A 13,264-nucleotide genomic window follows, 5' to 3' on the forward strand; every position below is an offset into this window, starting at 1 on the left:
ACCGGCGCCGGAGACCTGCCCGGTCGCGTCCTGCCCGGTCGGCTCCTGCGCGGCGGGAAGCGCGGCGGGCAGCTGACCGCCGATCGCCCCGGCGACCGCTCCGCCGCCACCGCCGAGCGGCACTTCCAGCACATACGCGCTGCCGCTCATGCCCGGCACCTCATGCGTCTGCAGCACGCCGCCGTGGGCCCGGACGATTCCGCGCACGATCGGCTCGTGCACCGCGTCTCCCCCGGCGTACGGCCCGCGCACCTCGATCCGCGCCACCTCGCCGCGCTGCGCGGCCGCGACCACGACCGTGTTGTCCAGGTAACCGCCCGCGGAGACGGGCGAGTTGCCGGTCGCGTCGACACCGGCCACGTCCGCCACGAGGTGGGCGAGCGCGGTGGCGAGCCGCTGCGGGTCGACCTCGGCCTCGATGGGCGGCGCGTGCACGGCGAACTGCACCCGGCCCGGACCGATCAGCTCGACGGCCCCGTCCACACCGGCGGCGACGACGGCGTCCAGCATCACCTTCGTACGGCTGATGTCCTCGGTACCCGCGTCCAGCCGCTGGTAGCCGAGGACGTTGTCGATGAGGGTGGTGATGCGGGAGTACCCGGCCGACAGATGGTGCAGCACTTGGTTGGCCTCGGGCCACAGCTGCCCGGCGTCGTCGGCGGCCAGGGCGGCCAGCTCGCGGCGCAGCTCGTCGAGCGGCCCGCGCAGCGACTGCGCGAGCAGGGTCAGCAGCTGCTCGTGCCGGCCGGCGAGTGCCTCGTACCGGTCCTTCTCCCGCTCGGCGAGCGCGGCGTACCGCTCCTCGCCGGCCGCCAGCTCCTCGGCGTGCTGCTCGCGCAGCTCCTCGACCTCGGTGACGTGCGACTGCCGCAGCGCGGTCAGATCGGAGGCGTGCTCCTCGGAGAGCCGCTCGACCTCCTCCGCGTACGCCTTCTCCTGCGCGGCTTTCTCCTCGGCCAGGGCCTCGTACGGCCGCCGGTCGGTGAAGGTCATCACGGCACCGACGAGCTGGTCCCCGTCGCGCACCGGAGCGGTGGTCAGGTCGACGGACACCTTCTGGTCGCCCTTGGACCACAGCACCTGCCCGCGCACCCGGTGCTTGCGCCCGGAGCGCAGGGTGTCGGCGAGCGGGGACTCCTCGTACGGGAAGGGGGAGCCGTCGGCGCGCGAGTGCAGCACCAGGGCGTGCAGCTCCTTGCCGCCCAGCTCACCGGCCCGGTACCCCAGTATCTGAGCGGCGGCCGGATTGACGAGCACGATCCGCCCGTCGGTGTCGGTCCCCACGACGCCTTCAGCCGCGGCCCTCAGAATCATCTCGGTCTGCCGCTGCGAGCGTGCCAGCTCAGCCTCGGTGTCGACGGTCCCGGACAGGTCCCGTACGACGATCATCAGCAGCTCGTCGCCGGTGTAGCCGTAACCGTCGTACGCCTGCTGCCCGTTCTCCAGATTCGCGCTCGTGACCTCGACCGGGAACTCGCTCCCGTCGGTCCGCCGGGCGATCATCCGGGTCGGCTTGGTCCGCCCCCGTGGATCCATGTGAGCGGGCCGGCGCATCGACCCGGGGATGAGCCGCGAGTCGAACTCGGGCAGCAGATCGAGCAGCCCGCGCCCGACGAGCGCCGTGCCCGGTGCCTCGAAGGCCTCCAGCGCGATGGTGTTCGCGTTGACGACGGTTCCGTTGGCGTTGACCAGGACCAACGCGTCCGGCAGCGCGTCGAGTATGGCTGCGAGGCGAGCAGCGCCTCGGGATGGCCTGCTGCTCACGAGACGCCTTCCTCCCTGTTACCGCACCTTGCCGACCGCTCGGGCCATCTTGCCAAGGGGCCCGCGACGTGTCACGCGAGGGAGTCTAAGCGCACACATTGCGCTCGCGACGCCGGATGAGAGGGAGGTCCCACGACGAAGTGACACCGAACGCGTGCCCACACCCCGACGACACCCGGACCACGGCCTCCGGCCACCAGAGCCGCTCCGCGAGACTTTCGCGGGACCTTTACGTGACCGGTGATCCAGCCAGGCCCAGCTCCGGCAGCAGCGGCACCATCCGGTCCCACCGCCCGATCTCGCATCCGTTGCTGCGGTCGTAGGTGGCGTCGACGCTGCGTCCGGCCCAGGTGCCGGTCACATGGGCGGTGGCCGGTCCGCCGTAGAGCATGGTGCAGGTGGTGCCGGGCGCCACCGGGGCGAAGAGGTCCTGCCCCCACCGCGTGCGCTCGTCCAGCGTCCGGCAGGCCTGCGCCGCGTCCGGGTGGCTCCCGCCGGCCGGATGACAGAACAGCTCGTGTGCCCCGTCCCGCTCGGGTCCGGCATGCCGCACGACCACGGTGAGGTGATCACCGGCCTGGTCCTCGGGCCGCACGGGCGGCGGCGCGGCGGATACGGCGACGGCGGGTACGGCGGAGAGGGCGAGAAGACCCGAAACGACGGCGAGGACCGACACACCGCCGCCGCGCACGGGGCCCTGCTGAAGACGAATGACCATGCCCTGCCCAACGCCCCGGCCCGCCGGATGTTGCGTCCGCGCCTCGCCGGGCGGAAGCCCTTTGCCCTGCGGCCCGACTGCCTAGTACCGTGGGGGGCGATTGGTGACGGGCCGCGCGGCTGTGTCATCATCTGCACGCACCATTCGCGCGCTCGCGTGAGCGGTTGTGCTGGAGGCGTCGCCTAGTCCGGTCTATGGCGCCGCACTGCTAATGCGGTTTGGGCCTTAAAGCCCATCGAGGGTTCAAATCCCTCCGCCTCCGCCCCGATCCCGAAGCCCCGGTCCCCAGGACCGGGGCTTCGGCGTTCCCACCCCGCGGCTCGCCCGACGCCCTCTGCCGGACCCTCTTTCGGCGTTTCCGCAGGTCACAAGGGGTATGCGGAACGGATTTCACATGGCGGCGGCAGTCATGTAATGTTCTTCCTGTCGCCGCGAGCGGGCCGAAAGGACCGGGAGCCGGGGGCAAGACAAAAGAACAAGCACTCGTAGCTTAACGGATAGAGCATCTGACTACGGATCAGAAGGTTGCAGGTTCGAATCCTGCCGAGTGCACACAGGTCGAAGGCCCCGGAGATATCCGGGGCCTTCGGCGTTTCAAGCGCCCCGCCTCGGCCACGGACCAGGGCTTGATCCGGCGGCGCCGAGGTTTTGGAACCCTGACCAGGGAGGCAACGTTCTTGCTGATCTCCTCCTCGGTCACGGCGTGAGTGAGTGCGGCCCGCAGGGCAGCATGGGCCGCCTGGACGACCCGCCGGGACGGCCAGGTCCGTACCGGACGCGGCCACCGGGCGCGCCCTCGGGATCGCGATCAGCGGCGCCGTCCGCGCCGGCTCCGACGCGGGTGCGCGTCAGCACTCCTCGTCGGGGTCGTTCCGGTTCAGTTTCTCGAGGTACTCGTGCGCCAAGTCCGTGGCGCGGGTGAACCAGTCGGTGATGATCGCCAGTTCTTCGGGGGAGTAGTCGGAGAACAGGGCCGTCAGGCGTTTGTAGTGGCCGGCGTACACCGCCTCGACGCGGGTGACGGCGGCCGGTACGGCTGCCACACGGACCCGGCGGCGGTCCGTGGGGTCGGGGCGGCGGGTGACATATTCGGCGCGTTCGAGGCGGTTGAGGATGCCGGTCACCGCGCCGGTGGTGACATGGGCGCGGGCGGCGAGGTCGCCGGCCGTCAGCAGGTCGTCGCCGGCCTCCAGGACGAAGGCGAAACAGGTCAGGTCGGTGACGTTCAGACCCAGCCGCCGGGCCAGCTCCTGCTGTCCGATCACGTGGGCGGCGATGAGGTGGTCCATCGCCGACAGCGCCTGGGCCGGGGTGGCGGGCGGTCGCGGCGTGCCGTGCATCTTTCGGAATCCCTTAGCTCGTGAGATATTCGATGAGTAAATGTCTTGGCTCGTGAGGGAATCTCGTCCTCGGAGGCGCTGTATGAGTCTGTACGACGAGGGTCACACGATCGCCGGCTGGACCGGCTTCGGCATCGCGACGGTGGGAAGCGGTGTGGTCGGGCTGGGGGTGTGCGAGGCCTCGCTGCCGGTGGTCGTGGGCGGGCTCGCCGTCGCGGCCGTGAGCGTGGTGGTGACATGGGTCCTGCATCTGACCGGCTGGGGCAAGCCGCCGGGTGTACGTCCGCGAGAGCAGTGGGGCATGCGGGTCCGGGATGCGCAGGTCCGGGAGGGGCACGTCACATGCGTCAGCTGCCGGCTGGCGGGGCGGGAGCGCCGGACCGCCGTGGCGCCCGTGACGAAGGGCGCCGAATCGATGCCTCTGTCACCAGTCGAATGAATCCGATGTCAGGGAACGGCAGTTGGTGATCGCCGTCCGTCCCTGGCTTCCGGGTGGAGGGCGGAAACAGGGCCGCCTGCCGCCCGCAGCCCGTTGTCAGACCCACCGCCTACCCTCAGGAGTGATGGGACAGGTATGGAAGTGCACCGGACTGCGCTGGTCGTCCGATGGGCCAGTGCTGGCGTGGGACGGCGGGCGGCGCAGTGGGCTGCCCTGGGGGAAGCGGGTCGGTTTCGCGGTGCCGGAAGGGGGTGTGCGGACGTGTGCGGGGGCGCGGGGGCATGTGTGCCCGGTGCGGGCCCTGGTACCGGGGCGGAGTACGGGGGCCCGGTGCGAGGAGTGTGCGCGGCTGGAGCGTTCGCATTCCGTGGCCGCCGACACGATCGCCGACGACCCTCGGCCGTACCGGGTGTATCTGGCGTGGTTCGGGCCCGGGATGGTCAAGGTCGGGATCACCGCCGTCGAGCGGGGCAGCGCGCGGCTGCTCGAACAGGGTGCCGTCTGTTTCAGCTGGCTCGGTGCCGGTCCGCTGATGGCCGCCCGGCGCACCGAAGAGCTGCTGCGGGCCACGCTCCGGGTGCCGGACCGGATCGCGTACGCCGAGAAGCGGGCCGTGCGGGCGGCCCTGCCGGGGACCGCGGACGAGCGTGCCGCCGAGGTGCGGGAGCTGCACGCGCGGGCCGTGGCGCTCACCGGGTGGCCGGAGTCCCTGCGGCCGGAGCCCTGTGAAGTGACCGATCACTTCAGGGTTTTCGGGCTCGACCGGGCGACGGCCGCGTTCGGTGAGGTCGTGGAGCTGGCCCCGGGCGGAGCCGTGAGCGGTGAGCTGGTCTCGGCCGCCGGGCCCGATCTGCATCTGGCGGTCGGGGAGCGCGGGGTCGTCGTACTCGACACGCGGCTGATCGCGGGGTGGGAGCTGGTGCCGCCGGCTGCTTCGGGCGTGGATGGACTCACCTTCCCGGTGCGGGAGTTCACACAGGAGCAAGAGGGCCTGTTCTGAGGTGGAGCAGACAGCTGCGCACCTCGCGGCCGAGCGGCACGGGCGTGGACGGTGGTACGAGCGGTACGCGATGCACATCTCCCGGGTCGAGCACAGTCACGTCTTCAGCCGCTGAAGTCCGGCCCTCAGCCGCCGAAGGCAGACCCTCGGCCACCGGGTCTGACCCCTTCCGCTTCCCAGGGGCCGCCTGAGAGGTACCTGTGTGTTTCTCAGGGAAATCACAGATCCGGGAAAGCCTCCTCTCAGAGGACGGCGACAAGGTGTCCACCATGACCACGACCTCGCCCCAGGGGCGCACCGAACTGCTGAGGCCGGACGGGAGCCCCGTCCGGGTGCTTGTGGTGGACGACGAGTTGTCGATCACCGAACTGCTGAGCATGGCCCTTCGTTACGAGGGCTGGCAGATCAGGAGTGCGGGGGATGGGCAGGGTGCCATCCAGACCGCCCGTGAGTTCCGGCCCGACGCCGTCGTGCTCGACATGATGCTGCCCGACATGGACGGGCTGGCCGTCCTCGGGCGGCTGCGGCGCGAACTGCCCGACGTGCCCGTGCTGTTCCTGACCGCCAAGGACGCCGTCGAGGACCGTATCGCCGGGCTCACCGCCGGCGGGGACGACTATGTCACCAAGCCGTTCAGTCTGGAGGAGGTCGTGGCGCGGCTGCGGGGGCTCATTCGGAGGTCCGGCGCTGCCGATCGGCGCTCCGACTCCGTGCTCGTCGTGGGGGATCTGACCCTGGACGAGGACAGTCACGAGGTGTCGCGGGCCGGGGAGTCGATCCATCTCACCGCCACCGAGTTCGAGCTGCTGCGCTTTCTCATGCGCAATCCACGGCGTGTGCTCAGCAAGGCGCAGATCCTGGACCGGGTCTGGTCGTACGACTTCGGCGGGCAGGCCAATGTCGTCGAGCTGTACATCTCGTATCTGCGGCGGAAGATCGACGCGGGCCGCGAGCCGATGATCCACACCCGGCGCGGTGCCGGTTACCTGATCAAGCCCGCCGCGTCATGAGCCGGCGACGACGGCCGGGTCCGCGGAAGCGACGAGCGGGACAGCCGCGCACCCTGCGGGCGCGGCTCGTCGTCGCGTCCGTGGCGCTGATCGCCGTCGTGTGTGCGGTGATCGGGACGGTGACGACGCTGGCGCTGCGGTCTCATCTGTACGGCCAGCTCGACGGCCAGCTGAACGAGGTCGCGGCCCGGGCGTCGGGCCAGTTCGGGCCGCCGGGCCAGCCGGGCAGGGACGGGCTCGACGGACGGGACCGCCCGAAGACGGTCGATCTGACGGACTTCGTCACCAGGGGGCCCCAGCCGAGCGGTACGACAGTCGTGGCCAAGGTCGAGAACGGCCGGATCACCGACTCACGACGCGGCCAGAAGTCCCGGTCCAACTTCCAGATGAGCGCCAAGCCGCTGACCGGGGCCCAGCTCGCCGCGCTGTCCTCTGTGCCTCAGATCGACCGGACCGTGCGGACCGTCGATCTGCCGGACCTGGGCTCGTTCCGCGTCGAATTCAAGACCGGGCCCAACGGCAGCTTCTACGCCGCCGTCCCGACCAGTGACGTCGACGGCAACATCAACACCCTGATCCTCGTAGAGATCAGCGTCACCGCCGCCGGTCTCATCGCCGCCACCCTCGCCGGTACCGTCATCGTCGGCGTAGCCACCCGCCCCCTGCGCAAGGTCGCCCACACCGCCACCCGGGTCTCCGAACTGCCGCTGCACACCGGCGAGGTGAATCTCAGCGAGCGGGTTCCGGAGTCCGAGTGCGATCCGCACACCGAGGTCGGGCAGGTCGGGGCCGCACTCAATCGCATGCTCGATCATGTGCATGGTGCGCTGCACGCCCGGCAGCAGAGCGAGATGCGGGTACGGCAGTTCGTCGCCGACGCCAGTCATGAGCTGCGCACGCCCCTCGCCTCCATTCGCGGGTACGCCGAGCTGACCCGGCGCGGGCGGGAGCAGGTGGGTCCCGATACGCGGCATGCCCTCGGCCGTATCGAGTCCGAGGCGGGCCGGATGACCCTCCTCGTCGAGGATCTCCTCCTCCTCGCCCGCCTCGACGCGGGGCGGCCGCTGCAGTTCGAGCAGACCGATCTCATCCCGCTGGTCGTGGACACCATCAGCGACTCCCGCGCGGCCGGCATGGATCACAACTGGCGGCTCGACCTGCCCGATGAGCCGGCGCTCGTGTCGGCGGACGCGGCGCGGATCCAGCAGGTGCTCGTCAACCTGCTCGGCAACGCCCGCAAGCACACCCCGCCCGGTACGACCGTCACCGCGCGCGTGCAGCGGCGCGGGTCGTGGATGTGTGTCGATGTCGAGGACAACGGGCAGGGCATTCCGCCCGATCTGCTGCCGCACGTCTTCGAGCGGTTCGCGCGCGGCGACTCCGCGCGGTCGCGGGCCACCGGGTCCACCGGGCTCGGGCTCGCCATCGTGCAGGCCGTCGCGACCGCGCACGGCGGTGCCGTGACGGTGGACAGCGTTCCGGGCCGGACCGTGTTCACGGTGCATCTGCCCGCGCTTGCCCCGGCCGCTGTCCGGCCGGCTCCCGCAACCGACTGGCAGTCGCACTCACAGGCACAGCACAGTGCCACCACATGGGTGCAACAGGGGGCTTGACGAGAGTCGGTCCATGCGAACCGACTCTTCTCCCGGCACTCTGCCGGCGCGGGAGCACCTCCCGGCCGGCGACGCCGGTACGCCTGTCCTGGACGTAGTGATCCCCGTCTACAACGAGGAGAAGGACCTCCAGCCTTGTGTGCTCAGACTGCATGAGCACCTCAAACACACCTTCCCGTACGCGTTCCGCATCACGATCGCGGACAACGCGTCCACGGACAGCACCCCGCAGGTGGCCGCGCGGCTGGAGGCGGAGATCCCCGAGGTCACCAACTTCCGCCTGGAGCAGAAGGGCCGGGGACGGGCACTGCGGACCGTGTGGTCGGCGTCGAACGCCCCGATCCTCGCCTACATGGACGTCGATCTGTCCACCGACCTCAACGCCCTGCTGCCGCTGGTGGCGCCGCTGATCTCCGGTCACTCGGACCTCGCGATCGGCTCCCGGCTCGCCCGCGCCTCCCGGGTCGTGCGCGGCCCCAAGCGGGAGTTCATCAGCCGGGCCTACAACCTGATCCTGCGCGGTTCGCTCCAGGCTCGCTTCTCCGACGCGCAGTGCGGCTTCAAGGCGATCCGGCGGGATGTGGCGCAGGTGCTGCTGCCGCTGGTGGAGGACACCGGCTGGTTCTTCGACACCGAGATGCTGGTGCTCGCCGAGCGCGCGGGGCTCCGGATCCACGAGGTGCCGGTCGACTGGGTCGACGACCCCGACTCCACCGTGCACATCGTGAAGACGGCGACGGACGACCTGAAGGGTGTGTGGCGGGTCGGCAAGGCGCTGGCCACCGGTTCACTCCCGCTGGACCGCCTCACCCGGCCCTTCGGCGACGATCCGCGCGACCGCGAACTGACCAACGTCCCCACGGGACTTGCCCGCCAGCTGGTCGGGTTCTGCGTGATCGGCGGCCTGTCGACCCTGTTCTACCTGGTGCTCTACAGCCTCTTCCGGCAGTTCTCCGGCTCCCAGGTCGCCAACGCGCTCGCGCTGCTGGTCTCGGCGGTCGCCAACACCGCCGCCAACCGCCGGCTGACCTTCGGGGTGCGCGGCCGGGGCGGCGCCGTACGGCACCAGGCGCAGGGCCTGGTCGTCTTCGGCATCGGTCTCGTGCTGACCAGTGGCTCCCTGGCCGCCCTGAACGCGGCCAGCGACAACCCGGCGCACTCCACCGAGCTGGCGGTGCTCATCGCCGCCAACCTCGCCGCGACCGTGCTGCGCTTCCTGCTCTTCCGCGCCTGGGTCTTCCCGGACCGCGGCGAGTCCCGCACCGGCTCGACGGTGGTCGCCGCCCACACTCCGTCCTCCCCGACCTACAGCACGACGGCGGCCCCTACGGCCCCTTACGCACCGCTGCCGCAGCGGCCGGTGCCGCACCAGCAGTCGTACGGGCAGTCGTACGGGCAGCCGTACGAGCAGTCGTACGAGCAACCGCACCAGACCACCCAGGTCCGCGCCGGTGAAGCCGCGGACGGCAGCTGGAGGGACGCCACCATGCGACTGCAGCCGGTGCGCCCTCACGACACCGATCCGGGGGATCCCCGATGACCACCCACTACGACCAGTTGACGCCGGCGGGCAGCCCCGCCGCCTGGAGCCCGCCGCCGACCGCAGCGCCGCCCTCGCACCGGGCCGGTGAGCCCGAGCAGCCGTTCGTCCGCAGACTGTGGCGCGGCCGCCCCGAGGACCCGCGCTGGGCGCGCCCGGCCTTCCTCGGTCTGCTGGCCGCCACCCTCCTGCTCTACCTGTACGACCTCAGCGCCTCCGGCTACGCCAACTCCTTCTACTCGGCGGCCGTTCAGGCGGGAAGCAAGTCCTGGAAGGCGTTCTTCTTCGGTTCGCTGGACGCGGGCAACGCGATCACCGTGGACAAGCCGTCGGCCTTCCTGTGGCCGATGGAGCTGTCGGTGCGGATCTTCGGCCTGAACTCCTGGGCGATCCTCACCCCTGAGGTCCTGATGGGCGTCGGCACGGTGGCGGTCGTGTACGCGGCGGTACGGCGCCGGTTCAGCCCGGTTGCCGGTCTGGTCGCGGGCGGGGTGCTCGCGCTCACCCCGGTCGCGGCGCTGATGTTCCGGTTCAACAACCCCGATGCGATGCTGGCCCTGCTGATGGCGCTGGCCTGCTACTTCGTCGTACGGGCGGTGGAGGACGGCCGGACGAAGTGGCTGGTGTGGGCCGGGGCCGCGATCGGCTCGGCCTTCCTCGCCAAGACCCTGCAGGCGTTCCTGATCCTGCCGCCGCTGGCGATCGTCTACGCCGTCTGCGCCCCGGTGCCGCTGAAGAAGCGGCTCGGTCAACTGGCCCTCGCCACGGGTGCGTTGGTCGTCTCCGGCGGCTGGTGGGTCGCGATAGTGGAGCTGTGGCCGGCCTCCTCACGCCCCTACATCGGTGGTTCGCAGAACAACAGCTTCCTGGAGCTGACCTTCGGCTACAACGGCCTCGGCCGCATCAGCGGCGACGAGACCGGCAGCGTCGGCGGCGGTGGCGGCGCGGGCGGCTCGGGCCGTTGGGGCGCGACCGGCTGGGACCGGATGTTCAGCTCCGAGATCGGCAGCCAGATCTCCTGGCTGCTCCCGGCCGCGCTGATCCTGCTGATCGCGGGCCTGTGGGCGACCGGGAAGGCGCGCCGTACGTCCGTCACCCGGGCCTCGTTCCTGGTGTGGGGCGGCTCGCTGCTGACCACCATGGTGGTCTTCAGCTACATGGCGGGCATCTTCCACCAGTACTACACGGTGGCGCTCGCTCCCTACCTGGCGGCCGTCATCGGCATGGGCGCCGGGCTGCTGTGGGAGCGGCGCACGGAGATCTGGGCGTCGATCACCCTCGCCGCGTCCGTCGTGGCGGCGGCCGCCTGGGGATACGTCCTGCTCAGCCGCACCTCCACCTATCTCCCCTGGCTGAAGTGGCTGGTGCTGATCGGCGGTCTGGCGGCCGCGCTGGGCCTGGTCTTCGCCGGCCGGATCTCCCGGCAGCTGGCCCTCGGGGCGGCGGCGGTCGGTCTGGTGGCCGCGCTCGCCGGTCCGACGGCGTACACCCTCAGCACGGTGGACTCCGCGCACACCGGCTCCATCCCGACGGCGGGTCCGGCGGGCGCGAGCATGATGGGCTTCGGCGGCGGCCGGATGGGCGGTGGCAAGGGCGGTGGCCTGCGCGGCGGTTTCGGTGGCGGCATGCCGGGCCAGCAGGGCCAGGGCCAGGGCCAGGGCCAAGGACAGAACGGCAACGGGAACGCTCAGGGCCGGGACGGCAACGGTTTCCCGGGCGGCGGTACCGGCGGCTTCCCGGGCGGGGGCGTGCCGGGCCAGAACGGCGGCACTCAGGGCCGGCAGAACGGCAACGGCTTCCCCGGCGGCGGCCGTATGGGAGAGGGCGGTAGGGGCGGCGGCATGGGTGCCGGCGGCCTGCTGAACGGCGCGAACGTCTCCTCCGCCGCGAAGAGGCTGCTGGCGGAGAACGCGTCCCGGTACACCTGGGTCGCCGCGTCCATCGGCTCCCAGAACGCGGCCAGCTACCAGCTCGCCACCGGTGACCCGGTGATGGCGATCGGCGGCTTCAACGGCACCGACCCGTCCCCGACGCTGGCGCAGTTCAAGAAGTACGTGGAAGACGGAAAGATCCACTACTTCATCTCAGGCGGCGGCTTCGGCGCGGGCGGCGGCAGCAGCAGCGGTACGGGCTCCCAGATCAGCTCGTGGATCGAGAGCACCTTCAAGAAGGTCACGGTCGGTTCGGCCACCTTCTACGACCTCACCCAGAAGAAGAGCGGCTGACCAGGGGAAAACCAGTCGGCGGAAAACGAGTCGTACACCGTATAGGAACTGCTATACGGTGTACGACATGTCTGCTTCCCCAAGCCATCGAGGTCACCCCCAGCGCTGGCTGATCCTCGGCGTCATCTGTCTCGCGCAGCTCACCGTGCTGCTCGACAACACCGTCCTGAACGTGGCCATCCCCTCGCTCACCCGCGAGCTGCACGCGGCCACCTCCGACATCCAGTGGATGATCAACGCCTACTCCCTGGTGCAGTCCGGGCTGCTGCTCACCGCGGGCAGCGCCGCCGACCGCTACGGCCGCAAGAAGATGCTCGTCGCGGGGCTCGCCCTGTTCGGCATCGGCTCGCTCGTGGCCGGACTCGCCGGATCCACCGGCCAGTTGATCGCCGCGCGGGCCGGCATGGGCATCGGCGGCGCGCTGCTGCTCACCACCACGCTCGCCGTGGCCATGCAGATCTTCACGCCCGAGGAGCAGCCGAAGGCGATCGGGATCTGGAGCGCGGTCGCCGCGCTCGGTTTCGCCGCGGGTCCGCTCATCGGAGGGGTCGTGCTGAACCACTTCTGGTGGGGTGCGATCTTCCTGATCAACATCCCGGTCGCGGTGCTGGGCCTGGTCGCGGTGGTGGCCCTCGTACCGGAGTCCAAGGCTGCGTCTTCCCGGGGGACGACCCCCGGACCCCCCGGCCGGGGCGACCGGCCCGACCTGCTCGGCGCGGTGCTGTCGACGATCGGCATGGCCTCGCTCGTCTACGCGATCATCTCCGGGCCGCGGTACGGCTGGACGTCGGCGCACGTCCTCGTCTCGGTCCCGGTGGCGGCGCTGCTGCTCGGTGCCTTCGCCTGGTGGGAGAGCCGCGTCGCCGATCCGATGCTCGACGTCCATTTCTTCCGCAACCAGCGGTTCATCGGCGCGGTGTCCGGGGCCGTGCTCATCACCTTCGGCATGGGAGGGGCGCTGTTCCTGCTGACCCAGCATCTGCAGTTCGTGCTCGGATACGGGCCTTTGGAGGCGGGGCTGCGGACCGCTCCGCTGGCGTTGACGGTGGTGCTGCTCAACTTCAGCGGACTGTCGGCCAAGTGGTCCGGGCGACTGGGTACGCCGGTTTCCATCGCGCTCGGGATGGTGCTGATGTCCTGCGGACTGCTGGCCATAGCGGAGCTGGAATCCGGGGGATACGCCGGGACGCTGCTCGGTCTGCTGCTGATCGGTGCGGGGTGCGCGATCGCCAACCCGGCGATGGCCCACGCCATCATGAGCGCGATTCCTCCGGAGAAGGCGGGGGTTGGAGCCGGTATCAATGGCACCCTTGCTGAATTCGGGAACGGTCTTGGTGTCGCCGTTCTGGGCGCTGTGCTCAGCTCTTCCGTGGCGTCGGGGAAGTCGCTGTCGGCCGGTCTGGGCGCCGGTCAGTTGGTGGGGGCCGTTGCCGTGCTGGCCGGAGGATTCCTGGCGGCGGGGTTGCTTCGACGGGCGGAGCGGGCGGTCGCCTAAGAGCTCGTGGCAGTGGGTAATCGTGCGGCTGCGGGTGCGTTGTGTCTGATGCTGCCCACGCGGCGGAGCCGCATGATCAGACACGGCCCCGCGCCCCTAAGGTTGGACCACTTGGCCGGA

General features: G+C 70.7%; 10 protein-coding genes, 2 tRNA genes and 1 pseudogene. 9 read left to right on the plus strand and 4 right to left on the minus strand.

Annotated elements, in window-relative coordinates; genetic code table 11:
• The coding region (locus M878_RS70565) for a PAS domain-containing protein (RefSeq protein ID WP_245238160.1) at positions 1 to 1,764 on the minus strand (1,764 nt) is incomplete at its 3' end.
• Between the two features lie 229 nt (positions 1,765 to 1,993).
• On the minus strand, positions 1,994 to 2,482 hold the full coding sequence (locus M878_RS70570; RefSeq protein ID WP_051430103.1) for an SSI family serine proteinase inhibitor: 489 nt from the start codon (positions 2,480 to 2,482) through the stop codon (positions 1,994 to 1,996).
• Positions 2,483 to 2,653: 171 nt separating this feature from the next.
• On the opposite strand from M878_RS70570, the gene M878_RS70575 reads away from it, so the two are divergent.
• Together M878_RS70575 and M878_RS70580 are read left to right on the plus strand one after the other, a co-directional pair.
• Positions 2,654 to 2,744, plus strand: a tRNA-Ser gene (locus M878_RS70575).
• A 217-nt stretch (positions 2,745 to 2,961) separates the two neighbouring features.
• Positions 2,962 to 3,034: transfer RNA gene (locus M878_RS70580), tRNA-Arg, on the plus strand.
• Between the two features lie 46 nt (positions 3,035 to 3,080).
• Here the strand turns inward: M878_RS70580 and M878_RS000000100050 are convergent.
• Both M878_RS000000100050 and M878_RS70585 read right to left on the minus strand, forming a co-directional pair.
• Positions 3,081 to 3,248, minus strand: a pseudogene (locus tag M878_RS000000100050) (site-specific integrase); the annotation flags it as partial.
• 82 nt (positions 3,249 to 3,330) lie between these two features.
• Positions 3,331 to 3,822: a MarR family transcriptional regulator gene (locus M878_RS70585; RefSeq protein ID WP_023548802.1), complete on the minus strand. Its 492-nt coding sequence runs from the start codon at positions 3,820 to 3,822 to the stop codon at positions 3,331 to 3,333.
• Positions 3,823 to 3,904: 82 nt separating this feature from the next.
• On the opposite strand from M878_RS70585, the gene M878_RS70590 reads away from it, so the two are divergent.
• From M878_RS70590 to M878_RS70620, 7 genes are all read left to right on the plus strand, one after another.
• Positions 3,905 to 4,261, plus strand: coding sequence for an HGxxPAAW family protein (locus M878_RS70590; RefSeq protein WP_023548804.1), 357 nt, complete (start codon positions 3,905 to 3,907; stop codon positions 4,259 to 4,261).
• A gap of 124 nt (positions 4,262 to 4,385) precedes the next feature.
• A complete protein-coding gene (locus M878_RS70595; protein WP_078630334.1) occupies positions 4,386 to 5,261 on the plus strand; it encodes a DUF2797 domain-containing protein in 876 nt (291 codons plus the stop codon).
• Positions 5,262 to 5,530: 269 nt separating this feature from the next.
• Positions 5,531 to 6,271: a response regulator transcription factor gene (locus M878_RS70600; protein WP_031225397.1), complete on the plus strand. Its 741-nt coding sequence runs from the start codon at positions 5,531 to 5,533 to the stop codon at positions 6,269 to 6,271.
• Complete coding sequence (locus M878_RS70605) at positions 6,268 to 7,884, plus strand: sensor histidine kinase (protein WP_023548811.1); 1,617 nt, start codon at positions 6,268 to 6,270, stop codon at positions 7,882 to 7,884. The genes M878_RS70600 and M878_RS70605 overlap by 4 nt, the downstream gene beginning before the upstream one ends.
• Positions 7,885 to 7,897: 13 nt before the next feature.
• Positions 7,898 to 9,424, plus strand: a complete 1,527-nt coding sequence (locus tag M878_RS70610; protein ID WP_023548813.1) for a bifunctional glycosyltransferase family 2/GtrA family protein — start codon at positions 7,898 to 7,900, stop codon at positions 9,422 to 9,424.
• Entirely contained in the window at positions 9,421 to 11,649 is a 2,229-nt protein-coding gene (locus M878_RS70615) for a glycosyltransferase family 39 protein (protein WP_023548815.1), read from the plus strand. Before M878_RS70610 ends, M878_RS70615 begins: the two co-directional genes overlap by 4 nt.
• A gap of 67 nt (positions 11,650 to 11,716) precedes the next feature.
• Entirely contained in the window at positions 11,717 to 13,144 is a 1,428-nt protein-coding gene (locus M878_RS70620) for an MFS transporter (RefSeq protein WP_209445548.1), read from the plus strand.
• The last annotated feature ends 120 nt before the right edge of the window (positions 13,145 to 13,264 follow it).

It is taken from the genome of Streptomyces roseochromogenus subsp. oscitans DS 12.976 (assembly GCF_000497445.1).
Taxonomy (GTDB): domain Bacteria; phylum Actinomycetota; class Actinomycetes; order Streptomycetales; family Streptomycetaceae; genus Streptomyces; species Streptomyces oscitans.